32 protein-coding genes and 1 pseudogene are annotated in these 23962 nt (G+C 64.1%); 21 read left to right on the forward strand and 12 right to left on the reverse strand.

Annotated elements, in window-relative coordinates:
* The first annotated feature begins 5 nt into the window (after positions 1 to 5).
* The 10 genes and pseudogenes from KF833_17150 (at position 6) to KF833_17195 (ending at position 5558) form a co-directional block, all read left to right on the forward strand.
* On the forward strand, positions 6 to 1217 hold the full coding sequence (locus KF833_17150; GenBank protein ID MBX3747038.1) for a hypothetical protein: 1212 nt from the start codon (positions 6 to 8) through the stop codon (positions 1215 to 1217).
* Between the two features lie 97 nt (positions 1218 to 1314).
* Positions 1315 to 1704, forward strand: coding sequence for a ferredoxin (locus tag KF833_17155; GenBank protein MBX3747039.1), 390 nt, complete (start codon positions 1315 to 1317; stop codon positions 1702 to 1704).
* Entirely contained in the window at positions 1701 to 2234 is a 534-nt protein-coding gene (locus KF833_17160) for a GNAT family N-acetyltransferase (GenBank protein MBX3747040.1), read from the forward strand. The genes KF833_17155 and KF833_17160 overlap by 4 nt, the downstream gene beginning before the upstream one ends.
* Positions 2235 to 2404: 170 nt before the next feature.
* A pseudogene (locus tag KF833_17165) lies at positions 2405 to 2801 on the forward strand (cupin domain-containing protein).
* A gap of 156 nt (positions 2802 to 2957) precedes the next feature.
* Entirely contained in the window at positions 2958 to 3410 is a 453-nt protein-coding gene (locus KF833_17170; GenBank protein ID MBX3747041.1) for a hypothetical protein, read from the forward strand.
* Positions 3407 to 3733, forward strand: coding sequence for a GNAT family N-acetyltransferase (locus KF833_17175; protein ID MBX3747042.1), 327 nt, complete (start codon positions 3407 to 3409; stop codon positions 3731 to 3733). The genes KF833_17170 and KF833_17175 overlap by 4 nt, the downstream gene beginning before the upstream one ends.
* Positions 3730 to 4095 (forward strand): hypothetical protein, encoded by a 366-nt coding sequence (locus tag KF833_17180; GenBank protein ID MBX3747043.1) that lies wholly within the window; start codon positions 3730 to 3732, stop codon positions 4093 to 4095. Before KF833_17175 ends, KF833_17180 begins: the two co-directional genes overlap by 4 nt.
* On the forward strand, positions 4076 to 4810 hold the full coding sequence (locus tag KF833_17185; GenBank protein MBX3747044.1) for a phytanoyl-CoA dioxygenase family protein: 735 nt from the start codon (positions 4076 to 4078) through the stop codon (positions 4808 to 4810). The genes KF833_17180 and KF833_17185 overlap by 20 nt, the downstream gene beginning before the upstream one ends.
* 188 nt (positions 4811 to 4998) lie before the next feature.
* Positions 4999 to 5229 carry a type II toxin-antitoxin system RelE/ParE family toxin gene (locus KF833_17190; protein ID MBX3747045.1) on the forward strand — a complete coding sequence of 77 codons (231 nt, stop codon included), beginning with the start codon at positions 4999 to 5001 and terminating at the stop codon, positions 5227 to 5229.
* 35 nt (positions 5230 to 5264) lie between these two features.
* Positions 5265 to 5558: a helix-turn-helix domain-containing protein gene (locus tag KF833_17195; GenBank protein MBX3747046.1), complete on the forward strand. Its 294-nt coding sequence runs from the start codon at positions 5265 to 5267 to the stop codon at positions 5556 to 5558.
* 141 nt (positions 5559 to 5699) lie between these two features.
* Here KF833_17195 and KF833_17200 read toward each other — a convergent pair whose 3' ends face one another.
* The 5 genes from KF833_17200 to KF833_17220 all read right to left on the reverse strand — a co-directional run bounded on the left by KF833_17200 (position 5700) and on the right by KF833_17220 (position 11822).
* Positions 5700 to 6824: a hypothetical protein gene (locus tag KF833_17200; GenBank protein MBX3747047.1), complete on the reverse strand. Its 1125-nt coding sequence runs from the start codon at positions 6822 to 6824 to the stop codon at positions 5700 to 5702.
* A 273-nt stretch (positions 6825 to 7097) separates the two neighbouring features.
* Positions 7098 to 7898 (reverse strand): IS21-like element helper ATPase IstB, encoded by an 801-nt coding sequence (gene istB / locus KF833_17205; protein ID MBX3747048.1) that lies wholly within the window; start codon positions 7896 to 7898, stop codon positions 7098 to 7100.
* Positions 7895 to 9493: an IS21 family transposase gene (istA, locus tag KF833_17210; GenBank protein ID MBX3747049.1), complete on the reverse strand. Its 1599-nt coding sequence runs from the start codon at positions 9491 to 9493 to the stop codon at positions 7895 to 7897. Before istA ends, istB begins: the two co-directional genes overlap by 4 nt.
* 42 nt (positions 9494 to 9535) lie before the next feature.
* Positions 9536 to 10069, reverse strand: coding sequence for a hypothetical protein (locus KF833_17215; GenBank protein ID MBX3747050.1), 534 nt, complete (start codon positions 10067 to 10069; stop codon positions 9536 to 9538).
* A gap of 1111 nt (positions 10070 to 11180) precedes the next feature.
* Positions 11181 to 11822 (reverse strand): DUF1287 domain-containing protein, encoded by a 642-nt coding sequence (locus tag KF833_17220; GenBank protein MBX3747051.1) that lies wholly within the window; start codon positions 11820 to 11822, stop codon positions 11181 to 11183.
* 118 nt (positions 11823 to 11940) lie between these two features.
* Here KF833_17220 and KF833_17225 point away from each other — a divergent pair, with 118 nt between their 5' ends.
* From KF833_17225 to KF833_17260, 8 genes are all read left to right on the forward strand, one after another.
* Positions 11941 to 12453, forward strand: coding sequence for a VOC family protein (locus tag KF833_17225; protein MBX3747052.1), 513 nt, complete (start codon positions 11941 to 11943; stop codon positions 12451 to 12453).
* A 3-nt stretch (positions 12454 to 12456) separates the two neighbouring features.
* Positions 12457 to 13287: a hypothetical protein gene (locus KF833_17230; GenBank protein MBX3747053.1), complete on the forward strand. Its 831-nt coding sequence runs from the start codon at positions 12457 to 12459 to the stop codon at positions 13285 to 13287.
* 15 nt (positions 13288 to 13302) lie between these two features.
* Positions 13303 to 13743 (forward strand): hypothetical protein, encoded by a 441-nt coding sequence (locus tag KF833_17235; protein MBX3747054.1) that lies wholly within the window; start codon positions 13303 to 13305, stop codon positions 13741 to 13743.
* A 63-nt stretch (positions 13744 to 13806) separates the two neighbouring features.
* Positions 13807 to 14256, forward strand: a complete 450-nt coding sequence (locus tag KF833_17240; protein ID MBX3747055.1) for a hypothetical protein — start codon at positions 13807 to 13809, stop codon at positions 14254 to 14256.
* 142 nt (positions 14257 to 14398) lie between these two features.
* Positions 14399 to 14869, forward strand: coding sequence for a hypothetical protein (locus tag KF833_17245; protein MBX3747056.1), 471 nt, complete (start codon positions 14399 to 14401; stop codon positions 14867 to 14869).
* A gap of 154 nt (positions 14870 to 15023) precedes the next feature.
* A complete protein-coding gene (locus KF833_17250; protein ID MBX3747057.1) occupies positions 15024 to 15488 on the forward strand; it encodes a hypothetical protein in 465 nt (154 codons plus the stop codon).
* Between the two features lie 8 nt (positions 15489 to 15496).
* On the forward strand, positions 15497 to 16210 hold the full coding sequence (locus KF833_17255; protein ID MBX3747058.1) for a hypothetical protein: 714 nt from the start codon (positions 15497 to 15499) through the stop codon (positions 16208 to 16210).
* 11 nt (positions 16211 to 16221) lie between these two features.
* Complete coding sequence (locus KF833_17260) at positions 16222 to 16650, forward strand: GNAT family acetyltransferase (protein ID MBX3747059.1); 429 nt, start codon at positions 16222 to 16224, stop codon at positions 16648 to 16650.
* 261 nt (positions 16651 to 16911) lie between these two features.
* Here the strand turns inward: KF833_17260 and KF833_17265 are convergent, their stop codons facing one another.
* A complete protein-coding gene (locus KF833_17265) occupies positions 16912 to 17181 on the reverse strand; it encodes a hypothetical protein (GenBank protein ID MBX3747060.1) in 270 nt (89 codons plus the stop codon).
* Between the two features lie 1726 nt (positions 17182 to 18907).
* Complete coding sequence (locus tag KF833_17270) at positions 18908 to 19789, reverse strand: DUF3883 domain-containing protein (GenBank protein ID MBX3747061.1); 882 nt, start codon at positions 19787 to 19789, stop codon at positions 18908 to 18910.
* Between the two features lie 162 nt (positions 19790 to 19951).
* Between KF833_17270 and KF833_17275 the strand changes: the two genes are divergently transcribed.
* The 3 genes from KF833_17275 to KF833_17285 all read left to right on the forward strand — a co-directional run bounded on the left by KF833_17275 (position 19952) and on the right by KF833_17285 (position 21444).
* Positions 19952 to 20650: a class I SAM-dependent methyltransferase gene (locus tag KF833_17275; GenBank protein ID MBX3747062.1), complete on the forward strand. Its 699-nt coding sequence runs from the start codon at positions 19952 to 19954 to the stop codon at positions 20648 to 20650.
* A 111-nt stretch (positions 20651 to 20761) separates the two neighbouring features.
* Positions 20762 to 21058, forward strand: coding sequence for a hypothetical protein (locus tag KF833_17280; GenBank protein ID MBX3747063.1), 297 nt, complete (start codon positions 20762 to 20764; stop codon positions 21056 to 21058).
* Positions 21055 to 21444, forward strand: coding sequence for a hypothetical protein (locus KF833_17285; GenBank protein ID MBX3747064.1), 390 nt, complete (start codon positions 21055 to 21057; stop codon positions 21442 to 21444). The genes KF833_17280 and KF833_17285 overlap by 4 nt, the downstream gene beginning before the upstream one ends.
* Positions 21445 to 21994: 550 nt before the next feature.
* Here the strand turns inward: KF833_17285 and KF833_17290 are convergent.
* The 5 genes from KF833_17290 to KF833_17310 are packed head-to-tail and all read right to left on the reverse strand — an operon-like array spanning position 21995 to position 23772.
* The gene (locus KF833_17290; GenBank protein ID MBX3747065.1) at positions 21995 to 22405 is read right to left on the reverse strand and encodes a PIN domain-containing protein; all 411 of its coding nucleotides are present in this window, start codon (positions 22403 to 22405) and stop codon (positions 21995 to 21997) included.
* Entirely contained in the window at positions 22402 to 22665 is a 264-nt protein-coding gene (locus KF833_17295; GenBank protein MBX3747066.1) for a hypothetical protein, read from the reverse strand. Before KF833_17295 ends, KF833_17290 begins: the two co-directional genes overlap by 4 nt.
* Positions 22666 to 22694: 29 nt before the next feature.
* The gene (locus KF833_17300) at positions 22695 to 23096 is read right to left on the reverse strand and encodes a HipA domain-containing protein (GenBank protein MBX3747067.1); all 402 of its coding nucleotides are present in this window, start codon (positions 23094 to 23096) and stop codon (positions 22695 to 22697) included.
* A gap of 8 nt (positions 23097 to 23104) precedes the next feature.
* Positions 23105 to 23524: a type II toxin-antitoxin system VapC family toxin gene (locus tag KF833_17305; GenBank protein MBX3747068.1), complete on the reverse strand. Its 420-nt coding sequence runs from the start codon at positions 23522 to 23524 to the stop codon at positions 23105 to 23107.
* Positions 23521 to 23772, reverse strand: a complete 252-nt coding sequence (locus KF833_17310; GenBank protein MBX3747069.1) for a type II toxin-antitoxin system prevent-host-death family antitoxin — start codon at positions 23770 to 23772, stop codon at positions 23521 to 23523. The genes KF833_17305 and KF833_17310 overlap by 4 nt, the downstream gene beginning before the upstream one ends.
* Positions 23773 to 23962: the final 190 nt, after the last annotated feature.

Consider the following 23962-nt stretch of genomic DNA (forward strand, 5'->3'; position numbering starts at 1 on the left):
GCTGCATGAATACGCGCCTCTTCCTTCTGATCGCCATTATCGTCATCGCGACTCTCGTTGGCCGATCTGATACCGCTGTTGATCCTGGCAATCGAGCGAGGATCCTCCTCGCCCAATTGGCCAATGCCCTTCAAGTACCCACGTTAGAAAACCTTCAGTCGATTCCTAAGCTGCGGGACGAACTCGCCGCCCTGGGTGAGCAGGCGCTTTCAGTCCTCGAAGAGGAATTGCGAGTGGGGATCAAGTTTTCGGAACTGAATCAGCTTCTCAGCAACGGGCACTCGCAACGCATTGCAGCGGCAATGGTTCTCGCCGAGATCCCTGGGGATGCAAGCACACGCCTCCTCTATGGATCTGCCCTCGATGTGCCAGACAATGGAGCCATGCACACCGTCCTGCTGGACGCGATGAAGGAGCGATCGCTGGGCGAGCCGATGGTGCTTGGCCTCCTGGGACACTACCATCCCGATTTTGTCCGCGCCGGGATCGGCCATGCCGCCGGCATGACCAACTCGCCGCCCGTCGTTGCGCGCTTGGGCCGACTCTTGGATGACGACCACCTTCTCGCTCAATTCGTCAACGAATATGGCAAGGGCACCACGTCCGAAGACATGCGCTGGCGCGTGCGTTGGGAGGCCGGAAAAGCGCTTGGCAAAGACATGTCGGAGGAAGTCCGCACGCGGGCCAGGATGGTTCTCGAATCGTTGGCCGAACTCTCAACCCGCCTTGGCGACGTGAATCAGAGCAATGGGTATGGAAGTTACCTTTCCGTCACGGAGCACCGTGTCATTCAAGGTATCAATGAATTGGTCGAACTCGGCGACGAAGCGAAAGGGCTCGTGGCAGACTCATCGCAATCGGCCAGCGGCGAGTACGCCGACCTCGTGGGTATGGTCGCAGCTCGGTTTGGAGATCAGGAAGCTATCCGCGGCGTGATCAACCTTCTCTCCGCATCACCGATTCCCTCGCTCAGAATATGCGCGGCAATCACGTTGCGCCACATCGGTGCACCCGAGGCCAAGCCGTCTCTTTGGAAAGCCCTAAAAGATTCCTACCGCCGGGGAACGGAGTATCCGGTGCAGTCAATCGCTTCAGATGCGCTCGTCGAACTTGGTGAGGACTTCACCCGAGTGAAACAGGCGAGAACCCCGGTTCATCGTGAGCCTCGTCTCATGGCCCCTCCTGCGAGCAATGGTGGGAAGCCCGACGAACGTTGAAAGAACTGCACCGGCAACCAGCCTTCCCGCAGAGTCAGTCCGGCAACCATCCACCCTCCCAAGAGAAGACCGCGACAAGACGCATTCAACCGAGCGCATGTCTCAGGAAAGCTTCCAATCTCGAATGCCGGAAAACGTGCCGGGGAAGTTCTACGTCGGTTATTGGTGTACGGACTGCGACTTCTGCCGGGCTACTGCGTCAGCGAACTTCGGTCGCGTCGGGCGGAGCGCTGAAGGCGGGGGATACTCCTACGTCATGAAACAGCCATCCAACCCGGAGGAGGACGCAGCCTGCCGAGAAGCCATGGAGTACTGCTGCGTGCGGGCGATTTTCGCCGACGGTGACCAGTTCGATTGGACCGCGCCCCGCATCTCCCCCGGCGACGGTGGCGATGCCGACGGCGACAGGGATCGTCTGCCACGCGATGGCGGCTGCTGCAAGACGCGGAAGCCGAGCCCAGATTCTGGACGGGAGGCATGTCCGTGAACGATCTGGTCGAAACCAAACAGCCCACGGTCGGGGTGCGCCTCATGGCGGCCACGGACTATCCCGCTTGGATCATAATGCGCCACGCGCTGTGGCCTGAATGCCCCCTGGAGCGACACCGCCTCGAAGTCGAGCAGATCCTGAAAGGGGACGGAGTCGTCCTGTTGGCGGAGGATGCTGGTCGCCGCGCCATCGGTTTTGCGGAGGTTTCGATCCGGCGTGATCACGTCGAAGGCACGACGTCCACCCCGGTGCCCTATCTTGAGGGATGGTACGTTGTTCCAGAATGCCGCGGTCAGGGGATCGGCCGCACCCTGGTGGAGGCCGTGGCCGCGTGGGCTGTGAAAGCGGGATTCACGGAGATCGCCAGCGATGCCGAATTGAACAACGAGGGGAGCATCCGAGCGCACGAAAGGCTCGGATTCCGGGAGGCTGGAAGGACCGTGCATTTCGTCCGACCTTTGACCGCTGACGCCGCGGAGGGCACGGTGTCCGGAGTTCCTGCCAACAGGGCCGACGTGGGGACCTGACTGAGCGGCTGGGCGGCGCTTTTGTACCTGTTCGACCTGCGTTGAGACCATGCTGGTTGCCGGAATGGGTATCGGCGCGGAAGCTGTGGACAGGGAGACCTGCTACCGGAGGAATGAGATACGCCTCGCTCAGAACCAGCGGATCAGGCGGGCGAGAAGACGGAACGAATATGGACATCAAGCGAAGCGGTTCCCAGGCGCCCAGCGACGGGCCGGAGGAGTATTTCACCGGCCGGGTGCGCATCGACCCATTGTTCCGCGCCGAAGCACCGGCGCGGGCGGTGGGCGTGAGCGTCACGTTTGAGCCCGACGCCCGGACGGCATGGCACACCCACCCCCTGGGTCAGACCCTGATCGTCACCGCCGGCTGTGGACTGGCCCAACGCTGGGGTGGGCCCGTCGAGACCATCACGACCGGGCGACGTGATCTGGTTTCCTCCGGGCGAAAAGCACTGGCACGGCGCGACGGCGACCACAGCCATGACCCACCTTGCGATTCAGGAGGCATTGGACGGCAAGACCGCCGACTGGATGGAGAAGGTGAGCGACGAGCAGTACGGTGCCTGAGCAGGACATCGCGCTGGGTCATGGCGTGGGTGACACGGAAGGACGCTGAGGCTGGACCCCAAAGGACCGATGGGATTGAGCGGAGGTCCGGGACGAAGGTTGACACGGCACGGCCCCGCTATTGCACTCGCCCCATTGAGCGCGGGTGTGTCTGCCATGAAAACCCTTCCCCTCGTCCTCTTGTCGGGACTGATCACAGTCGGCTGCGCCACCGGCAAACACGAAAGCGGCAATCTGGCCAGGGTCATCGCCCAGCAACTGAAGGATTACGGAGCGGAGCTTCCGCACATCAACCTCCAGCAACCGGCTATCGGCATCGACCAGATGTACACTTCCTGGCGGTGGGAAGGTGATCCGGGCGGTTTCGTCCTCACCTTTCGGGAGGGGGCATTCGAGGGCGTCCTGTACCAGATGGAGCAGATCGCCGGGGAACCAAAACCCGCTTCCGATCCCGCCGTCCACATCTGGAACGTGGATCAGGTCGCCCACCTTGATCTGGTTCGGCTGCCGAACGGCAAGGCGCAACTGACCTGTCGCCGGCTGGCCAACCTGGCAAACGCCGTCGCAGCGTCACCGCCCGCACTGGACCGTCACGGACGCCAGCCATGATGACGCGGAGCTCTCCCGACATTCGACCAGAGACCGCCGACCTCGCCGACTCGATCCGGAGACTGTTGCTCGCCGCCTTCCCGACGGCGGATGAAGCCTCAGTCGTGGACGAACTGCGCACCGCCGGTGCAATGCCAGTCTCCCTGGTCGCCTTGGATTCCGGTCGGCTGGTCGGGCACATCGCCTTCAGTCCGATCTCAATCCCGCCGCAGCCTCCGACCAAACCCGTGGTGCTGGCACTTGCGCCCCTTGCCGTCGCTACGGAGGCCCAAGGGCGCGGGATCGGCAGCGCCTCGGTCCGCGTGGTGACGTTTAGTTCGTGACCGACTTTCAGCAGGCCACGCGGCTGCTTGCAGGGGCGCAAGCCATGATGCTACCCGTCGGCATGGACGACCTGACCGTCACCGGTAATCAGATCGAGGCGGTCCTTTGGTTCGCCTTCAGCGCCGGATTCGTCATTCGAGCGATCTGCACCACCGGTGACCATCGCCGCCTCGCTGTGATACTGGCGCTGGCCTTCCTCGTCTTCGGCATTTCCGACCTGATCGAGGCGCAGACCGGCGCGTGGTGGCGTCCGCTTTGGCTCTTGCTTCTGAAGTCGGCCTGCATTGCGGTCTTTGCCTATGGGCTTTGGGAGCACCTCCGACTTCGCCGGCGGGATCGAGATGCCGCGGGCAGTCCGTGAAGCGGCCCTGAATCTGGCGGCCTTCAGGGACCATGGCTACCGGCTTGTCCCTTCCATATTCGATGCCGGGGAGGTGTCGCGAATGCGAGTTGAAGCGGATCGCGTGTCTGCTGACGAGGGGACTGCGTGCGTTCGGAACCTCAGCCACCGGTCGTCGCTTTTCCGGGGAATTGCAGATGGGGAGCGACTCGCAGGCCTGATTGGCGCCGTCCTTCGGCCTGTGCGCGGCATCCTTTTCGACAAAACGGCGGGCGAGAACTGGAGCGTGTCGTGGCACCAGGACCTGACCGTTGCCGTCGAGAGCCGGGTCGATGTGCCCGGATATGGGCCATGGTCGGTGAAGGATGGCGTTGTCCACGCTCACGCTCCCGCCTACCTCCTCGAACGGATGGTGACCTTCCGCATTCACCTGGACGACACGCCGGCCGAGAATGGGGCGCTGCGCGTGATCCCCGGCAGCCACCGTCATGGCCGCCTCGGCGACGCCGCCCTTGAGGAACTGACACGCCGACCGGAGGTGACCTGCGCGGCCTCGGCCGGCGACGTGCTGCTGATATCGCCCCTGATCCTTCACGCGTCGCGGCGAGTCACCCGGCCAGCCCGCCGTCGTGTTGTTCACTTCGAGTACGCGCCACCGGACGCCCTCGACCCGCGGTTGTCCTGGGCGGAGGGCCCCACGTCGTTGACGAGCCCGGTGCGGGCCGGTTCCGGTTGATGAAGTCCTCCCTTGGTCCGTTGAAGGACCTTCAACCGGAGGTTCACCATGGTGCTGGGGTAAAGTTGCGGATGGCTTGACGCTATACGTGAGCCACGTAGATTCCCTGCGTGATTTTCGTGCGGTCGGTGCGGTTCGAGCGTGCTTGCAAAGGCGTGTACGAGGAAGAGGACCTCCTTGCCCTGGAAATGGCGCTCGTCAGCAGACCGGACGCCGGAACGCTGATCAGGAGTGGCGACGGCTTGCGGAAGCTGCGATGGGCTGCATCCGGCCGTGGGAAGCGGGGCGGAGCACGGGTGATCTATTACTGGTGGACGGCGGACGAGAGGATTCTGCTGCTCGATGTCTACACCAAGAACGACAAGTCAGACCTCAGCAAAGACGAACTGAAGAAGCTCAAGCAGGAGATCGTGCAATGAACCTGGAGAAACTGATCGCGGAAAAGAAGGCGCTCATGCGTGGCGCGGCCAAGGCCGCCAAGGTCGTGGAGGTGGTTCCGGATGGGCGTGGCGGTTTCATCCGCCGTGAACTCGATCCGGCCAGGGTCCAGGCGCAGTTCAAGGAGGAGTGGGTTGCCTCCGTGCGGGCGAAGCTCGGCCTGTCGCAGGACAAGTTCGCCACATTGCTGGGGATCAGCAAGCGCACCGTCCAGGAATGGGAACAGGGACGCAGCGTGCCCAGCGGTGCGGCGCGGGTGCTCCTCCGGATCGCGGCGAAGAACCCCAAGGCCGTCCTGGAAGCCGTGTGAACAGGGGCCTCTCGGTGATCCTCGGCGGGATTGCGTGTCGATCTCCAGTGGAGTTCAGTCGATCAACTGGCGAGTTTCGCCCGGAGTCGGCTTTCCCGTGGGGCCTGCGTGACGCGCTACACGAATGTCTACATCTACGGATCAGCGGTTGGCCTTGCGCTTTGCCTTTCGCTTGGCCCTCTGCTTGGCGGCCTTCTTGGTCCGATATCGACGGTGGGAGGCGGGCTCATCGAGAATGGACTTCTTACCGAACCGAAGGTTGCCGAGGGTAAGCCTGCCGCGCACGGTGCCCAACTCCCCGCCGATCGCCTGAAAACCTTTGGAGATCGAGTCGATCTGGTCGTGTAGGTTTTCGAGGCCGTGTTCCAGGCGCGACAGGTAGGCCTCATCGAACCTGCCGTCGGATCGTCGCGCATCCGGCCGGGACAGGGCCTGCCGGACGAGGATGCCCAGGGGAATCACCTTCTCCGTATACATCGCCGCCTTTTCGAGATGTCCGGCCGACCGGATAGCGTACACCCGGACGCTGGCAAAGAGCGGCAGATGTAGACGGTCACAGCATTCCTGGAGGACCCGGTCCATGACGCCCTTGAGTTCCTCGGCGAGGGTCTGGGCGTCCATCGACGCCGAGGCGGTGACGATGGCGTGAGCGTGCGGAAGGGCACGTGTGGGGCAGAGCTGGATGGCGGTCTCAAGCTTCGATTTCACGCCCACGATGAGACCGCGTTTGTATACATCCCGCAGGGCTGTAGAACAGGCGAGGGAGACGTGCTGGCAGGTCCAGAGGCCGGGGAGGTCATCGTTGCCGTCGGTGCCGTCAATGTATACAGGACGGGACTGGTAGAGCTCGCTATATAGGCCGTCATCGGACTTCAGAATGCGTAGATCATCATCGGTCAGGTCGCGCCCGATGGCACGGGCGTTGGCGGGGTTGTCGCGGACGGAGAGGTGGACGGCGAGGAACTGGAGACCCCGCCCAACGGCCCGATGGAAGGTGCGGGTAACTGCCCCGAAGCTCCCCATGATCAGCTTGCCATGGTCCAGCCAGGAGCAAAGCCGACAGAATGAATGATGATGGCACCGGCCAGAATTCTTGGGGCGGCCGTAACCCTTGGTCCAGATGCCGCAACGACAGAAGGCTTCCGCCCAGGGCTGGCGGATGGTGGCGATGACGGCGGCCTCGGCCTTGTAGTCGATCTCCTTCTCGACCAACCCGCCGAAGTAGCCGGCCTCCCCATTGTCACCGGGCACTTCAAAACCGGCCACGAGTGGGCACTTCAAAACCGGCCAGGGCGAGGCGGGGTTTTCATACTCGGTTGATTCTTTGAAAGCGATGGATTCCGACGGATTTTTGGCAGTCGTGCATCGCGTATCGCGCCGTCGATTCGGGCGGGCGAGCGAGCGACGGGGACGGATGGTCGAGCCTCAAGCTCGCGTCCCCGTCGGTCGCGACGCGTAACGGACTCGCTTCGCCCGCACGAATAGGCGCACGCCCGGTGAGGAACAATGAGGATTTCGGCAGCATCAATGTCTGGTCGCTCACGGTGTTTCGCCGCTCGGGGAGGCGTCTTGACCGGGTTTCTGAGGGGGTTTGCGCCCCGGATGGCGCAGCGTGGGGGAGTCCTTCACGCGGTAGCTCCGGCCGGTGATGGCGATGAGGCGGGCGCGGTGGAGAAAGCGGTCGAGGATCGCTCCCGCGGTGGGAACGTCCGCCAGGAGGTGCCCCCAGTCCTCCAGCGGCCGGTTGCTGGTCATGATGGTGGAACGGTTCTCGTACCGTCGCATGATCACCTCGAAGAGGTACTCCCCGGAGTGCTTCGGCAGGGCCTTGAGCCCCATGTCATCGATGATCAGAAGATCTGGCTTCAGATACTTCCGTAACGTCTTGTCCTGCTGAGTGAAGACCTCGGCCTGCAGGAAGTCGCGGATGAGGTCGAAGATCGACCGGTAGAGCACCTCAAAGCCCTGTTGGATGGCGCTGTAGCCAAGGGCTTGAGCGAGGCAGGTTTTACCGACTCCAGGCGGGCCAAGGAACAGGACATCGGTGCGCTCGCGCACGAAGCGACAGGTGGCCAGTTCAAAGATGGTCTTGCGGTCGATCGATGGATTGAAGCTCCAATCGAACTGGTCGAGGGGTTGGAGCGCGCGAAAGCCAGCAGCCAGTTTACGACGTTCGAGTTGGCGGTCCTTGCGGATGTTGAGTTCGTCCTGGAGCAGGAGTTCAAGGAACTCGGCGTGACCCAGGCGGCTGGCGGCAGCTTCCTGGAGGCGAACCTCAAGGGCACCCAGTAGGCCCGATAGGCGCAGTTGACGGAGGGCGGAGATGAGAGTGGGGTTCATGCGTTTTGGGAGAGGTCGGGATCGTGGAAACAGTCCGGGGAGAGGGCCGCGTAGTCGGCCAGCGGCCGGATGAGCGGATGCTCGGCAACGAAGTGGAACTGGGTCTGCGGTGGTTGGGCATCGAGCAGGGCGCGCAGATCGCGCAGACGCCAGGCCCCGAACTCCAGAGCCCGGGCGCAAGCCCGCTCGATCTTTCCGGGTGCATGGTCCTCCACCATCGACAGGAGTCCCTGGAGGACTCGGATGCCGGCGGGGCCGCGCTGGGCGTACATGGCCCGGGCCCAGCCACCGGTGGCCTGGCCCACCTGGCTGGCCCGGTCCAGCAGCCAGTCGGCGCCGCGCTCGATGATGCGGCGCTTGTGGGTGTGGATGTGGGCGGGATCGGTGCTGAAAGCCCCGGGATCGTGCCGGGTGTGGAGCGCGATCAGGTTCATCTGAGCGTCGAAAATGCGCACGAGGCGCGCTTCCCAGCGGACCCAGAGTTCGTGGCCGAGGTACTCTGGCGGCACGGAGTAGTAGGCCCTCTGGATCTCCACGTGCCCGTCGCGATGGACGGTGCGCCGCCCCTCCTCGAACACGGGGAACAGGCTGGCGGGCAGCGCACGCAACACCGGCGCCTCGACCTCCGCGAAGAGCACCGCCACCTGCTTGCGGGTGGTGCCGTGGATGCGGGTGTCGGCGATCGTGCGCTCCCACTCCAGAAGGAAGTCGTTCTGCGCGCTGAGGCTGGTAAACTTGCGGCCCCGCAACGCGTTGGCCTGGGCGTACTTGACTCCTGCCTCCACCTTCCCCTTGTGCCGCGGCATCGCCGGTCGCGTCGGGAGGAACACCGTCCCGTAATGCGCCGCGAAATCGCGCACCTTCGGGTTGATGTCCGGGTCGAACCAGTCCACCCGCTTTACCGCCGCCTTCAGGTTGTCGATGACGACGGTGGCCGTCACCCCGCCGAAGGCACGGAAGCCGTTCTCCATCCCCCGGATGAAGCTCTCGGTGGTCTGCCGTCGGAACGCCTCCGTGTAGCCCTTGCGCGAGGCGCTGAGGACCAGGCGCAGCAGGTGGGGACGGTACCGCGTGCCATCGGGCTCGATCACCCAGGCGCCCTGGCCGTAATCGACCTGGACCTCCTCACCGGGCGCCATCTCCATGCGCCGGAACGGCAGGGGCATCGAAGCCCCCAAGGCCCGCACGTAACGCTTCACGGCGTCGTAGCCGCCGGCAAATCCGTGTTCCGACCTCAGGTCCTGAAAGAGGCGCTGGGCCGAGAGCCCCTGCACCAACCCCGCCTCGATGAAGGCCCGGAACGGCTCACACGCACTGCGCCGCCCCGCCACCGAGCCGGCGGGCGGAATGGCCGGTTTTGGCTCGTCACACCCGGGGGGCGGAATGGCCGGTTCTGAATCCGCGGAGCCGGCGGGCGGAATGGCTGGTTTTGCGGCGCCGGCAGCGACCGCCCCGGTCGAAGCGCCCGCCGGACCGAGATATCGGCCTACCGTCTCACGGTGGAGACCCAGCTCCCGGGCGATGCGCCGACGGGACCAGCCCCGCTCGGCAAGGGTTCGAATGGACTGCTGTTCGTTCACGGTGAGGATGTTCAACCCGGGAACCAACGGCCAACGCCGCCGCCTCCGCGAGGAACTTCACCTCACCCGTGGCTGGTTTTGAACCGCCCACCACTGGCCGGTTTTGACCGCCCGCTGACACCCATCACGTTTGAGGTGGGCGAGCTTGGCGGCCACGTACCCCATGCGTTCAGCCAGACAGTCAGGCAGATGTTCGCGGTGACGGAAGCGGTAGTCGAAGTCGGTGAGGTCATGGAGGCGGTCAGGATCGAAGTGGGCGAGGTCTTCACGGTCTTCCAGATCCTTGGTATACGCGGAGGTTCGTTTCCTGGTTTTATGGTCTTGGAAGCGCTCGGCGGCTCGCTGTCGCTCTCGCCGGATGTAGCGAGTCTCGGCTTCGAGATCAGCCGTGATGGCCGAACGGCCAGAGGCCTTTGCGGCCAAGTCGGCGACACCCTCTGGCCTTCTTGGAGTTGGAGACTCCTCGTCCTCGTACAGGTCAATGGAAGGCTTGCTGTATGCGGTTTTGGAATGGGGATCGGGAACGGCCTTCGGGCCGGGTTCAGGCCTGCTGGAACGGCTGGGGGTGGCGTTGGCGGTAGGCGCAGGCATGGGGGTCAGCGAATGCACGCAGGAGCGTGCGCTGCTGGGAGGGGCAGGCCCTTGCAGGCGTGCGTGTTGGGTACTGGAACAGGACGGCCTGAGGGCCTTCGGCATGCCTGCGTGGCCGGCAGGACAATGTTCCTACGCCTATATGCTATTGCGCGGAGGTCGGTTTTGGGGAAGGCGGCACCACACTGCACTGGGAAGGAGAAGCGCCGGGCGGGCTGAAAACCGGAGGGACATGTCTCCGCGCCCCCGATGGGGGCACCCGCCCGGCAGAGCGGCGAAATCGAGATTGCAGCAGCGTTCATGTCCCTGGGCGGTTTTCAGCCGCCGAATAGGTACAGAACGTGGTCAGAGGGAACTTCGGGGGCTTGGTTCCGGGGTGGGATTGCCTGCCACTCCGGTGCGACAGCGTCAGGCAATCGTAGACATCGAAGGGTAGGTCGGGGCGTGGGCGCGGTGGGATGGAGACCTGCCCGGTTTCCGGAGACCTTGGCTTCTACAACTTCCTGGGCCGGCTTCTGGAAGACGGGCGGGGGAGCCGGTTGCACCGCGGCGGTGTGTGCGGCTCTTCGTTCTTCTACTGCATCCCGGACGACACCGACGTTGGAGGGTGGACCTGCGTCCGGATGCCACGGGTGTATACACTGGCCGTTCCAAGTCCTGGGTGGCACACGACACGGCGACAGGGAGGTTCCCTGCGGTCGGTCTTCCGCTCGACACCCGGCGACCCCCGCTGGCGCGGAGGTGGCATGGATAACGTCGCGGTGCGCGCTGCTCACTGACGCCGATCTGGAGGCCCGGAGGTCGGAGTCCTTGTAGACGCCGGCCGGTGCCGTAATCCGACCGCTGACTCGAAAGTCAATCAGCAGAGGCGGAGACCACGTTGGTAGGCAATCTCAGAGTCCGACACGCCACCACAACACCTGGTGCCGCGGCGACCACAATGTCTATATGGCGGTTCCCACCGGTTGGTTGCCCTTGTGTCCCTGTATACGTTGGCGTGGTGGTCTTGCCGGGTGTGGATCGAGGCAAAGCGCGTCTTCAACGTTGGACGTGGGGCTGGAAATCACCCGACCTACGCGGGTCGCCTCCTCGGGGACCTATGCGTCTGGCATCAAGGGCCCGGATACCTTGGCTGGCTCCGCCCTCCTGCGTCATTGGTCGGGGGCATCGTCCGGACGCGGTAATGGCCCGTGATCGGGAACTCGAACAGCCGATCCTCCTCTTGGGTGCCAGCACCGATGTTGTGGATCACCAGGGGCCGGCCGTCCGCGGTGGTCCGGTCGCTGACGATCATGATATGGGGGAGGTTCGGTGGGACGGTGCAGGTGACGAGGTCTCCCGGTCGGTAATCCCGCGCCGACCTCGTCACGGGCAAGGCCCACCCGGACCGTTTGAAGAAGGTCCTCAGGTTGGGGACGCGCCGGTGGTCGATGTTCCGGTCCGGGCGATTGAGACCCCAGTTCCGCGGGTACTCGGCGAAGGCGCGGTTCATGTCCTCGTGGACGAGTCGTTGCAGGTCCATGCCCAGGCTGGCGCGCAAGGCGCGGATCACCACGTCGGTGCAGACCCCGACTTCCATGGCCAGATCGCCGTTCGGGTAGGCCAAGGTGCGGTAGGCAGGGTCGTACTTCACTGTCTTGCCGATCTGGCCACGGGCGGCCCGGACGATGCCGGCGGGGGAAGACTCCTGTGCCGAGGTGTGGAGCGCCACGAACACGAGCAGGCAGGCGGCAAGGAACCGGGGTCGAACCATGGCGGAGCCATGCTGGCGCAAGCCGAGGAGTTCCCGTCAACCGAGAATGCCCCGACGACTTTCGGATTCCTGTTTCCCCACGGCGGCCCAAGATCGTTGCCCAGCCTTGAGGCATGCCATGGAATCTCAATCCCCGACACCGCCTCGCCCCATCGCGGCTGGCGTCCGCATCGGCCACGTTCACCTGAAGGTCGCCAACCTGGAACGTGCGCTTGGATTCTACTGCGGCGTGCTCGGCTTCGAGTTGATCCAGCGCTACGGCAAGCAGGCGGCGTTCGTGTCGGCTGGGGGGTACCACCACCACATCGGCCTCAACACCTGGGAAAGCGCCGGGGGCAGCCCGCCGCCACCCGGAACGACCGGCCTATACCATTTGGCCATCCTGTACCCCTCCCGTGCGGACCTTGCCGACGCCCTTCGGCGGCTTCAGGCGGCCGGTATCGAGCTCGATGGCGAATCCGATCATGGCGTCAGCGAGGCGCTGTACCTTCGCGACCCGGACGGCAACGGCGTGGAGTTGTACTGGGACCGGCCGGAGTCGGAGTGGCCCATGAACCCGGAAGGCGGCCTCAACATGTATACACGGCACCTCGACTTGGGGGCGTTGCTGAATGCCGGAAGGGAGGCCTGAACCGTGTCCAAGGCGTTCCCACCGCGACTCCATGTGATCCTGGCCCGCGACGCCAAGGTTGCGGTGGTGTTCCGGCGCGGTCCCAGCAAGTCCGTTTGCACCATGCTGTGGGATCGGAAGCGGGACACGTTCCGCATGGGCCAGTGGTTCCGCGGGCGAGTTTACGAGCGGCGGGCGGACCTATCCGCGGACGGGAAGTTCCTGATCTACTTCGCCATGAACGGGCGGCCGAACACCGAGACGGGAGGCTCATGGACGGCAATCTCTAGGACGCCGTGGATGAAGGCCATCGGCCTCCTGGGCAAGGGAGACTGCTGGCATGGCGGCGGACTATTCACGGGAGACCGCCAGTACTGGCTCAATGATGGGTACGGACACCGGAGCATCCGGGATTCGTCCCAGGTTCGGCGGGACACCACCTATCAGCCGGCACGCAGCTTCGGAGGCGAGTGCCTTAACGTGTACTATCCCCGACTCCTGCGGGACGGCTGGAACTTGATCGAAGAGCGGGGCCATAGAATGGACTCGGCAACTGTATTCGAGCGCCCATTGGGACACGGGTGGGTCCTTCGGAAGATCGCGCACGAACAGGTCGGTGCGCCGGAAGGCAAGGGCTGCTATTGGGACGAGCACGAGCTGGTACACAACGAGAAGGGCGCGGTCCTCCAGCACCCGGACTGGGAATGGGCGGACCGCGATGGAGACTCGGTCCTCTGGGGAAACGGTGGCTGCCTCTACCGCGCCCGGATCAACCGGTCGCATGGGGTCGGCACTCCGAAGGTGCTTCACGACTTCAACGAAATGAAGTTCGAGGCCATACCCGCCCCCTACTGAAACCGCCGCGACGCCATGATCGCCGTCCGACTTCTGATCGCGTTTTTTGCGGGGCTGGCGGTTTACATGCTCGCCATGGTGATGACGGTCTACGACGGCCTCATGTCCATGATCTTCCAGCCCATCGTGGGCGCGATCTGTTCCTTGCTCGGCCTCGTGGCGGTGGGGTTGGTGGGCCTGCCGCTCTACTGGGGTCCGCTCAAGAGATGGTGGTGGACTCGTGGGTCGTGGCTGTCCGTGGCCATCCTTGCGGCGTCCGTCGTGGTACTCGGCATGTCGTGGCACCCTTCGCTCAGGGTCATGGTGCGGCATCCCGAACTCGCCACCGATATCGAGAGCTTTCATCCGGCGCTGGCCATTGGCGGTTGGCTTGGGCTGCTGTTTAGCCTCGCCCACACCCCGCTCCTATCCTTGGCATTTCTGAAGCGCATGGCCCGAAATCCCGGCCGAGATTGAACGACAACGAACAGGATGGGTGGACCGCCGTTGTCCCACCCCGCGTGCCAGTATTCGCCGGTCATGAAACACCCGACCATGAACCGACGCCTTATTGACCTGTTCCGGAATGCCACCGAAGAGGGGCTCCGTCCGAACTTGGACCGACTGTTCCCGGAGGAAACCGAGGATTTGATCGCCGCGTTCCGCCGCCTGCGGGAGATGGATGCCGCGCCGGATGTCGAACTGGTTCTCCGCCTGGACCACGACGGGGACGATGTTGTCGTTGGCGGCACGGACCCGAAGACCGGCGAGGATTACGCCTTGGACCTGCTCCCGTGGGCCGCGTACCTCGGCCTTGCGGTTCCCGATGCCGTTCTGGATGCATTCGACGCCCAGGAGATTATCACCCACGTGCTTGGGGAGATGACATTCTACGGCGCGACGGAGGAGTCTGCGGCGGACACCCTGAAGGAAGTCCTTCGGCTCAGGCCGGACAGGGGTGGGGAGGGCCCCGAAGTCGGTGCGCCGTAAGGCAGGTGCTCGACGAGGCCTTCGCCAAGGCTACGCTGGTCCGGTGAAGAAGCGGCAGCGCCGGAACGCCTCAGATGTGAACACGTTGAGTTCCCGAAGCCAACAGGTCCATCGAGGGGCACGCGATGAAGAATCGGAACGGATGGTCCGGTTGCGTGTCGTCTGCAAGGCACCGCCGGACCCGGACCAGCACGGAGCGATCTTCGGCTTGCAGGACAACTCCACCGCCGCCCACTGGAGCCTTCACGCGGGGACGCGGACATCCAGCGGCGACATCGTGTTCGGGTGCGATGTGCGGGTTCGCGCCAATGCACGTACCGCCGATCCGAACTTCCTCGGCGATTACGTCCACGGGAAGCCGGACGAACGCTTCCTCTACCTAAGCTGGAGACCGCGGGATTGGCGTTCGGGCCAACCGGAGCGTGCGTCCCCACGTTGGCAGCGTCGCATGAAAATCCACCTGGGCACCGTCACCTGGGAGCAGATTGAGGAGGCCACGCAGTCGGGTGGCGTGCTGGGGGCGACCGTCGAGGGCACCGGCAAGGACGGGGGGCCGAACTGCGCGTCTGTGCCGTTGCTCGGAAACGGCTGGGAGGTGGAGAGGAAGGGATAGTGTTCGTCGCATCAAGCTTCGGTGTCGGTCCGAATGCTTCCTTGCGGGGGCCGCTTTTTGCGGAATTGCATGCGCGGCGGGATGGGCCTCAAATGCCGGCAACATGCGTGCCCTAGCGACGCTCGCCATCGTGTTCTGGGTGGAGGCCCACCTGATGGCGGCCATCGTTCCGCGCCCGCCGGAGGTGGCTTGGCTGGAAATGGAGGAGCCTCCCCCGCCTCCACTGATCATGCCAACCCTGACGATCTCGACCAACGACGTGGACCAGTCGAGCATCATGGTCTTCCGTTGGCCTCCTCGCTCGGAACCCGCCGCCAGCCTCACGACAGCCAGGGAGGCAGGAGGCGTGGTGCCGATACCGCACGCGGAGAGGAAGTACTCGGTCAAATGGGCCTACAGCGAGGTTGGGGCTCGACGGGTCAGGAAGTTTACCGAGAGTCATGTTGGTCAACGCGTCCAGATCAGGATTGGCACCTTTTCGACGCCGCCGTTTTCGATCGATCATCCGAACCGCGCTGGGCGGGAAGGAATGCACGGGATGTCCGATGCCGACGCGAAAGCAATTTTCGTGGGCCTGGGCGGCAACGAGGAGCATGGCTCACGTTGGTGGCCCCGATAGCCCTCTCCATGCGCATCCCCGTCATCAAGGGAACGATCAAGCGCCTGCTCCCAGCCCTCTTCCGGCCAAAGCTCCACAATGGACATTCCGTTGCAGGCGTTTGCCTCATCCGACTGGAGCACATTCGGCCTAGCAGAAGTCCGACCGCGTTTGGCATTTCCAGTGAGAACGCCGCTCACCGGATTGTCGTTCAGTGGACGGATGACGCTGGGGTTGAGCGGGAGGGGGTGTTTGTCCCTCGCCGGGACACCGGCTCGATCCTGAACCGGATTGCCGGAGGAAGGCTCTTCCCAGGGGAGCACCACGCGGCTCGGTTCGAGGTTGTAGACGTAGACGGGCACATCGAGTTCGCGATGCGATCCGATGACGGCAAGGCCGAGGTCAAGGTGGTCGGGAATGAGACGGAAACCCTGCCAGCCGGTTCGATCTTCGGATCGCTGCCGGAAGCATCCGCGTTCTTTGAGGGCGGGAGCCTTGGGTACTCGGTGACGAAAGATGCGGACCGCCTGGACGGGCTCCTCCTACGCACCTTGGGATGGCGGGTTGGGGCCTTATCGGTGGCGAGTGTGCGGTCCAGTTTCTTCGAGGATCGCGCCGTCTTTCCTGAGGGGTCGGTGGAGTTTGATCATGTCCTGATCATGCGGGACATCCGTCACGAGTGGCACAAGGCGGAAGATCTGTTTACAGGAAGCAAGGCTTCAACGGCCCCGGCGTTCCGCTGATCATCCCGCGTGTGGTCATCCGCCCTTTTGATCCTGACGACGAAGAAGACGTAGTCCGCCTGTGGCAACGCTGTGATCTCGTTCGACCCTGGAACGACCCTCGCAAGGACATCCGCCGAAAGCTCGAAGTCCGGCCGGACCTCTTTCTCGTGGGAACGGTCGATAACAAGATCGCAGCGACCGTGATGCTGGGGTACGAGGGACACCGGGGCTGGATCAATTATCTGGCCGTAGACCCGGATCACCAGCGCCATGGATACGGACGCGCCTTGATGGCGGAAGCGGAGCGACTACTGCGGGCGGCAGGCTGTCCTAAGATCAACCTCCAGATTCGTGCGACCAATCAGGGCGTCATCGAGTTCTACCGGCGACTCGGCTACGCGGTCGATGATGTCGTGAGCATGGGCAAGCGCCTAGAGTGCGATGATGGGCCGTCGTGAACCATCGTCGTGAGGCCTGCGTTACTGGGTCACCCACAATGGCTGTCCTTGAAATCATTTGGGAGATCGCGGACTTCTTCTGTTCGTGGAGACTTTATCTCTGCCTTGGCCCAGCGCTTCTGGGCGCGTTCTTCCTGCACGATTCGTTTCCAGACGCCTCCTGGCCTTGGTTCATCTCAATTCCTGTAGTCATCACGGCATTATGCGGCGGCCTATATTGGGACTGGCGGGCGCGCCGTATCTGCTGAGCCACGCACTCAACTACTTCTTCGCGGCGCGGAACTTCGCCCACCGGGCTCTCTGTGCGGCGGCGATCTTGGCGCGGGCCTCCGGGCTCATCTTCCGCCGCTGCGCCTTTACCGGAGCGCCATTCGCCACGGCCACCTTTCGGCCGGACCCCTGTGGGCGACCCCGGCGCTTGCCGGTCGTCTTGGTGGCGCTGGCAAAGAGGCCAACGAGTTCTGCCTGGAGCTCTTCGATCTGCTGAATGATCGAGTTGGCGCGTGTAAGGGTTTCGGCGGTTGGGATCATATCGGTGATTGTCAGAGGGAATAGAACCGCTCGCCGCGGACATTGCTCCACCAATCTATTAACCTTCACCCTTGGGGGTGCAATGCTGGCTGAGCGACCGGATGGCCGGTTGGAGGCTGGACGGATCAATGAACCGTGACTCCCCCTGCGCCGGGACCATCGGCTCCGGTTCCTCCTTTGGCGGAACGATGGGGGTGCCATCTTCCCAGGTCGCGCCGGGCGGGAACTGGATGCCCCAGTCGTGATGACGGCGACAGTCCTCAACGTTGGCGTAGGTGACGAGGGTCATTCCGGACCAGCACCATTGCCCATCTCGGAAGCTTTGGAGGTCGAAAAGGTATCGTCCAGCCCGGCAATCCTCGCATTCACAACCCGAAGTCGTCATCGGAACGATGCGGCAGGTCATGGCTTACCTGTACCATTCGGCGCCCGCGAATGCAAAGTCGCTTACTGGCGCACCGCATTAACGCCGCTGAGATGCCGGATGCCTTCGGAAGGGAGGCGAGGTCTGACTTCTCCTTCGTGGATCGAGATCAGCCCAAACGCTTCGCCGCGACCCTGACCGATGGCGCTGCCAAGAATCCCAGGAGAGATGGTAGGGGTGGCAGGACTCGAACCTGCATCAGCCGCTTATCTAACGGTAATCAGTAAGCGGTCGGTGAACCACGCCTACGCAGGGTGGTTTGGGTGTGGTGAACTGGCGAGGTGAAGAAGAGTCCTCGAAGGATTGGAACCGGTCGGCGACGGCCTTGCACCCCGGCCTCGGAACGCCAGCGTCTGGTAAAGGCCTGGAAAGGCAGCAGCCAAACCCAGCGCGAGTTCGCCAGGAGCCACGGCATCCCCTACCCCACATTCTGCAATTGGATTCGCCGCGACGGCCAGGCCGGAGCCGGCGGGCGTGCCACGGCCGGGATCGAGTTTGAGGAGATCCGCTTCCCGAACCTCGGTCCGGCGGTTCCGATCGCGGCCACGACGCCTTGGGAGGCCGAGGTCCGATGGCCATCGGGCCTGGTGGTGGCGTTGGCGCCGGGTATGGCGGCGGCACGTCATCGTGCGTCCGAAGTAAGTGCGCAAGGAGGCCTTCGCGATCGCACCGCTGCCGGCGCAGCCGATCGACAAGGGGATGGTGGGGGCGGGTCTTCTGGCGTGGCTGCTGATGAGCAAGTTCGTGGACCACCTTCCGCTGTATCGGCTGGCCGCCATGCTCCATCGGCAACACGGGGTGGAGATTCCGAGGAACACGCTGAGCGGATGGGTGGAACAGGCGGCCGACTTGTTGAAGCTGGTCTATCTGGCGATGCGGGACAGGCATCGAACGCGCAGCTATCTGCAGGTGGATGAAACGCCGGTGCGTTGCCTGGACGCGGCTGCGCCGAACGGGATACGGCGGGGATACTTCTGGGTCTATCTGGATCCGGGAGGGGAAGTGCTTTTCCAGTGGAGTGAAGGCCGGGCGCACGATGCGCCCAAGGAGTTCCTTGGGTCCTACAGGGCCATCCTGCAGGTGGACGGCTATTCGGCGTACGAGACCCTGGTGAAGGCGCACTCGCGCGAGGTAAGCCTGAGCTACTGCTGGGCGCACGCGCGCCGGGCGATCACGGAAGCCCAGGCGGATGTACGCCGTGGCCGGGTGAGGCGCGGGGGCGGAACGCAGGCGGGGCAACAGGGACGGCATCTTGCAGGACGCGGATGCGCCACCGTGGGCGGATGCGCGGCTCCTGCCGGTTCAAGGGGGAGAGCTTCCGGGCGATGCGCCGCGCGACCTGGGCACGCCGACGAATTCAACCGGATCGAGCCTGCAGGTGTGGTCGAGCGGGCCCGCCAGAGTAAAGAGCCGGGGTTCGCGGGCGAAGGCGAAGACTCGGCAAAGCTGGTACTGATCGCCAATCTCTCCAGAGGAACGGACTTCGTTTCGTGAGACGAAGAATGGTGTCATCTCGCCGAACCGCGTGGTCTTGACTTCGACAAACCGCTCCCGGCCGTCGGTTTCGTAAGAGAGAATGTCGTAGCCGAGCCCGTCCCCCCGGGTTTGGGACACGTGCTCGATCCGGTCGGCGAGTGTCCTCTGGCCGGCCCGCCAAAGGCGTTCGTGCTCGAAGCGGAGCACCAAGCGCTCCCCTTCCAAGCCGAGGGAGGTGTTCCGGGCCTCGATCGCCAGATAGTCCCTCTTTGCTGAGGGTTGGCGTCGAGGGGCGCGATCGCGGAAGGCGTAGCTGTCCTCGACACCCGCCGGGGCGGGCACCTCGATGGTCAGGAGGTCAGAGGGGAGCCGAGGGGCGGTTGGCGTCGCAACAACGGCGGTTGCGACGATTTCCTGAAGGCGACGTTCGCCATCCAATCGATGCTCAATGACGGATCGCAGCAGGTCCTGGTAGTTCCCGAGAGGCTTGTACCCCTCGATGTACGGGAAACCGAGCTCGATCAAAACGGCGCTGATGTTCTGGTGCTTTCGCTCGATGGACCCGTGCGTCCGGCGACCGAGTACCCGCTGCAGGGCTCGGTTGTGGGCTGCCTTATTGTAGGGTTCGCCTCCGAGTTCGCTGGCGAGCATCGCCAGATAGTCGGCGACCACGGCTTCGACCTCCTCGCGTGACCAGTCTTCAGCCATGGAAGGTTCGAATGTGCCGTTCGCCTACGCGCATTGGGGGTGCGGGACATGCAAGCCAAGGAGATCTCCGATGACAAGCCTCCGTGGGGATTGCAGACGCTGACCCTGCCCACGCGCCGCTGGTTTCCACGAGAGTCGCCGCGTAGGCTGACTCCGCACGCAATGGACGGGAAAACACTCCAGTTCTACGCGGAACATGCGCCCACGGTGGCGGCGCGGTATGCCGGGGCCGAGAGCGCGGCAGCGCGGCGTTTTCATGAGGTCTTCGCGGCTGGTGGTCGAATTCTGGATGTGGGTTGCGGCTCCGGACGCGATCTCCAAGCGCTCGTCGACGCCGGGTTCGAGGCCGAGGGAGTCGATGCCTGCGAGGCCTTGTTGACCGAGGCGAAGCGCCGGTACCCGGCCCTGGCGGGCCGGCTTCGACGGGATTCGCTGCCCGATCTGGGCACGATCCTCGACGCCAGTTCTGACGGCATCCTGTGCTGGGCTGTGCTGATGCACGTGCCGGCGGAGCGGCTCTTCGACACGCTGTTCAACTTGCGCCGCGTGTTGCGACCCGGCGGGCGACTGCTGATTTCCACTCCGCTTCAGGGGCCTCGCGTCGATGCCGAGACCCATCGCGACCCCGACGGGCGGTTGTTCAACGAGGTGCCTCCGGAGCAGTTCCAGTTCCTCTTCGAAAAGGTGGGTTTCCGTCGAACGAATCGCTGGGATTCAGGGGACACTCTCGGCCGGTCTGAGCGCACTTGGGCGACGCAGGCGTTTGTCCTGGAGGGGCAGAGCTCGTCCCTCCGATTCGCGCCTCCTCCCCCACAACTCCGGGATGCACCGAAGCTGCCCATTCGAGGAAAAGCGACTTGAGGTCCCGGCTGGAAGAAGGGAACAAGGGGCCCCGGCATGTCCGCCCTGAAAAGGAAGCGATCCAAACCATTGAAGCCAGAGCCCTTCCTGGGGAAGTGGCGGTTGATCGAAATGGAGCAGTGGGACGAGGAGTTCATCGATCTCGTCGAGACCGGTCACGTCGTGTTCAAGCGCGGCGGTGGTGGACAGATGGTGTTTGGGGCCGTCCACCTGACGTTGCATTGGGTCCCCGATGAGGAGGACCGGGCGGAGTTCACGTTCGAGGGGTTCGACGAAATGGATGAAGTGTCCGGACGGGGATGGGCCGCGGTCGAATCGGGCGTCATGCGCGGCGCCATCTACTTCCACCTCGGCGATGACTCCACCTTTCTCGCCGAGAAGTGGCCCCCGAGGAAGGCCCGCGCATGACGCGAGTCCTCAACCGCGACGCCATCCTCGCGGACATGGATGGGTGGCCGGAGAAGTGGCAGGGCATGCCATCCGATATCGACGTCGGGCGGCTCCTGATCGAGGGGATGCGGCCGTTCGCGGAGAGTCTGATGAACGAAGGGCGGGCGGCCGGGACGGTCCATCGACACCTGAACGGTCTTTGGCTGCTCGGAGGACACATCGTGGGGCAGGCCCAGCATGCTTCGGAACTCCGTTCGCTGTCTGGCAGCGAGCTGCTGTTGCGGTTCGTCGACCAGGAGGGTGGTCCGCTTTGCCGGCACATCTCGACGGAGGACGAGCAGCGGAGGTTCGACGCCACGTGCCGCAAGCTCCATGGATTCCTGGCGGCGAACCGGCCGGCTTGAGTCTTGCGCCTGAAGTCGCCGGGGAAAGCCGGTTCCGGCCTCGGGATCGGGGGGACGGGTCAACCCCTCGGTTCATTCCGCGCCTTCCATGAGTCCATGCGGTCGAGCAGAGCGATTGCATCAGTCGCGTCTCGGCAACGGTGCTGCCGGGTCCCGGGGAATCCCGGACGGCACGGACGGTGTCGATCAAGGCCCGTGTCCGTTCAGGGTCACCGACGAGGGATCCGACGAATCGGTCAACCCCCCAAGCGGCCCGGCGGAGAGCATCGGCCCGATCCGCCATCGGCGGGTCCACGAGGCACCGGCGGATGTCCATCAGTGCCAGTTCGAAGCTGCGGCGTTGCGGGGTCACGTTGGCTGTAGCCGATTGACCTTCCTGGGTGGGCGTCGCGCAACCCTGAACGCTCAGGGACGGCCCCCTTGGCTGGAAGTCTTTGTTCATAGGGCATCCCAAGGCGGGGGAACGGGCTGCGATCTTCTGCAGCCTGATGGCGAGTTGCCGGCTGCACGGGATCAATCCGTGTGAGAGACGGGACGTGCTCCCCAGTCCTCACCCTTTCGGTTCAAGCCTTGTCACGTCCGTGAATCCGTCCAGGTCCTGGTCGAAGGAGATGGCGGGAATCTTCCTCGCAGCCGCCTTCGCGGCGATCAACGCGTCCGGAAAATCGATCGGATGCGCTCCGTAACGCACCAACGCGTCGCTCAACACGGCCGGTTCGTGGGCACTGATGAACGGGTTGTGCATAAAATCCAGCAGCGCCGCCGCAATGTCCCCCCGGGCGCGGCGATAGACCTTCTCCATGACGAAGGTCACCTCGGCCACGGTGGCATCGAGAAGGAGGAGTTCCCAATCCCGCTCCTCGGCGCGCCGGAGGAAACCTGTCGTCGCAGGGCTTTGCTTGGGGTCGTCCTGCAAGAAGAACCGCAGCAGCACATTGGCATCGAGGACCCCGGCCTTCATCGCTTGGCGTGCTTCCGGCGGTAATGCTCAGCCTTCACCCGTTCGATGGCAGCCTTTTCCTCCCCACGGTTCACCACCGGCATGTCGTCGGTCCTGAGACAGCCCGCCAGCGCAGTGATGCCTCGGACGGGGATGACCGTCAGAACGCCGTCGACAACCGCCCAGCGGAGACGGTGTCCAATGGCCAGAGAAGGAACCTCCTTGCGAATTTCCTCCGGGATGGTGACCTGCCACTTCGAGGTGATAACCACTGACGTCATGGGCACAATCGTACCCGGACGTACTGTTCTTACGCAAGGCACGTCGTAAGACTAAAGAACCTCCGCACCGATCCGACCAACCCCGTGGCCTCCTCCAGAAACGCGTGCTCGAAGGCGCTCGCATACGCTGCCACCGAGCCTTTGGACAGCCGCAGCCGACGGGCCGTCTGGCGCCAATCCACCACCGCGGCCAAGACCTCGCGCAGAATCGGCTTCGCCTCGGCCGGACGGAGACCGAATCGCGGAGCCGCGTCCAGAGCGACGGCGACGCACGGGGCTTCCTGTTCCTCCGTCACCGCGGTCTTCGGCGTTTGCGCGCGGTCCATCTCCGGAACCGGGTCGAGGCCGTAGGCCGGTGAGAGCGACCAATGCCCGGATCTTCGCATCAGGAATCCGTGGTTGCGGAGATGGTCGTCGTCGTTGCTTGCCAGGCAACTCCTTACCCTTCAGGCAAGAGTGGCACCTGTTCCGCCTTTGCGGCCGCCCGCAACCCATTGTCCAGAGACCCAAGCGCCACACCGTGCCGGATCGCCGCCTCCAGGTACGCCGCATCGTAAATGCTCAGCTTGTGTTTCCGAGCCAGTGCATGGGCGCCGCTCCACGCCTCCTCGAACGCCGAGGCGTCCACCTCGATGGGAAGCGCCTTCAGATGGGCGAGATGCCGGTGGCTTTCAGCCGAAGTGATGCGGTTCCTGCGTTCGGCCATCAGGAGTCCGTTGGCGACCTCCCAGCGCCAAAGCGCGGGCACATGGGCCACGGCTCCGTTGCCGAGGCTGTCCAGAATCGCATCGCTCTCTGGGGTCGCTTCGTCTTCGATCACAAACGTCAGCGCCAAAGAGGAATCCAGAACCAGATTCATTGACGTCCTTCGTTGATCAGGTCCTTGACCCGGAGCTTTGGCAGGCCGCGCGGGTTCAACAGACTCCGCGACGCCTTCATGTCCGCGATGGTCCGCCGGACATCCTCCAGACTCGGGCGACCGGCAGGCACAAGCTGGGCCGCCTCCGCGCCGTGGAGGGTGATGGAGAAACTCTCACCGCGGCGGACGCGGTCGAGCAACTCGGAGAACTTCGCCTTCGCTTCGGAGGCCGGAATGGTCGTCGGCATGGTTTCACCTTAGGTTGACTGATTTGACCGGTCTCTGACCAGTTTATCCGTCGCCTCGTCCACTCGCAACCCCGTCTGCGAATCCTCCGGGAACTGCTCATCGGCCCGATGGCCGCGCGGGTCGAAGTGGTCGGCGTGGCCACCGACGATCCACGACGCGCCTACACGCATAACGCAGTCTCCATCATCC

The organism is Verrucomicrobiia bacterium, assembly GCA_019634625.1.
GTDB lineage: Bacteria > Verrucomicrobiota > Verrucomicrobiia > Limisphaerales > CAIMTB01 > CAIMTB01.

Bases quoted from the DNA above. Each gene is read 5' to 3' on its own strand.
- KF833_17150 (MBX3747038.1), top strand. From the start codon at position 6: ATGAATACGCGCCTCTTCCTTCTGATCGCCATTATCGTCATCGCGACT.
- KF833_17155 (MBX3747039.1), top strand. From the start codon at position 1,315: ATGTCTCAGGAAAGCTTCCAATCTCGAATGCCGGAAAACGTGCCGGGG.
- KF833_17170 (MBX3747041.1), top strand. From the start codon at position 2,958: ATGAAAACCCTTCCCCTCGTCCTCTTGTCGGGACTGATCACAGTCGGC.
- KF833_17175 (MBX3747042.1), top strand. From the start codon at position 3,407: ATGATGACGCGGAGCTCTCCCGACATTCGACCAGAGACCGCCGACCTC.
- KF833_17185 (MBX3747044.1), top strand. From the start codon at position 4,076: ATGCCGCGGGCAGTCCGTGAAGCGGCCCTGAATCTGGCGGCCTTCAGG.
- KF833_17190 (MBX3747045.1), top strand. From the start codon at position 4,999: ATGGCGCTCGTCAGCAGACCGGACGCCGGAACGCTGATCAGGAGTGGC.
- KF833_17195 (MBX3747046.1), top strand. From the start codon at position 5,265: ATGCGTGGCGCGGCCAAGGCCGCCAAGGTCGTGGAGGTGGTTCCGGAT.
- istB (MBX3747048.1), bottom strand. From the start codon at position 7,898: ATGAACCCCACTCTCATCTCCGCCCTCCGTCAACTGCGCCTATCGGGC.
- KF833_17215 (MBX3747050.1), bottom strand. From the start codon at position 10,069: ATGCCTGCGCCTACCGCCAACGCCACCCCCAGCCGTTCCAGCAGGCCT.
- KF833_17220 (MBX3747051.1), bottom strand. From the start codon at position 11,822: ATGGTTCGACCCCGGTTCCTTGCCGCCTGCCTGCTCGTGTTCGTGGCG.
- KF833_17225 (MBX3747052.1), top strand. From the start codon at position 11,941: ATGGAATCTCAATCCCCGACACCGCCTCGCCCCATCGCGGCTGGCGTC.
- KF833_17235 (MBX3747054.1), top strand. From the start codon at position 13,303: ATGATCGCCGTCCGACTTCTGATCGCGTTTTTTGCGGGGCTGGCGGTT.
- KF833_17240 (MBX3747055.1), top strand. From the start codon at position 13,807: ATGAAACACCCGACCATGAACCGACGCCTTATTGACCTGTTCCGGAAT.
- KF833_17245 (MBX3747056.1), top strand. From the start codon at position 14,399: ATGGTCCGGTTGCGTGTCGTCTGCAAGGCACCGCCGGACCCGGACCAG.
- KF833_17250 (MBX3747057.1), top strand. From the start codon at position 15,024: ATGGCGGCCATCGTTCCGCGCCCGCCGGAGGTGGCTTGGCTGGAAATG.
- KF833_17255 (MBX3747058.1), top strand. From the start codon at position 15,497: ATGCGCATCCCCGTCATCAAGGGAACGATCAAGCGCCTGCTCCCAGCC.
- KF833_17265 (MBX3747060.1), bottom strand. From the start codon at position 17,181: ATGATCCCAACCGCCGAAACCCTTACACGCGCCAACTCGATCATTCAG.
- KF833_17270 (MBX3747061.1), bottom strand. From the start codon at position 19,789: ATGGCTGAAGACTGGTCACGCGAGGAGGTCGAAGCCGTGGTCGCCGAC.
- KF833_17275 (MBX3747062.1), top strand. From the start codon at position 19,952: ATGGACGGGAAAACACTCCAGTTCTACGCGGAACATGCGCCCACGGTG.
- KF833_17280 (MBX3747063.1), top strand. From the start codon at position 20,762: ATGGAGCAGTGGGACGAGGAGTTCATCGATCTCGTCGAGACCGGTCAC.
- KF833_17285 (MBX3747064.1), top strand. From the start codon at position 21,055: ATGACGCGAGTCCTCAACCGCGACGCCATCCTCGCGGACATGGATGGG.
- KF833_17290 (MBX3747065.1), bottom strand. From the start codon at position 22,405: ATGAAGGCCGGGGTCCTCGATGCCAATGTGCTGCTGCGGTTCTTCTTG.
- KF833_17295 (MBX3747066.1), bottom strand. From the start codon at position 22,665: ATGACGTCAGTGGTTATCACCTCGAAGTGGCAGGTCACCATCCCGGAG.
- KF833_17305 (MBX3747068.1), bottom strand. From the start codon at position 23,524: ATGAATCTGGTTCTGGATTCCTCTTTGGCGCTGACGTTTGTGATCGAA.
- KF833_17310 (MBX3747069.1), bottom strand. From the start codon at position 23,772: ATGCCGACGACCATTCCGGCCTCCGAAGCGAAGGCGAAGTTCTCCGAG.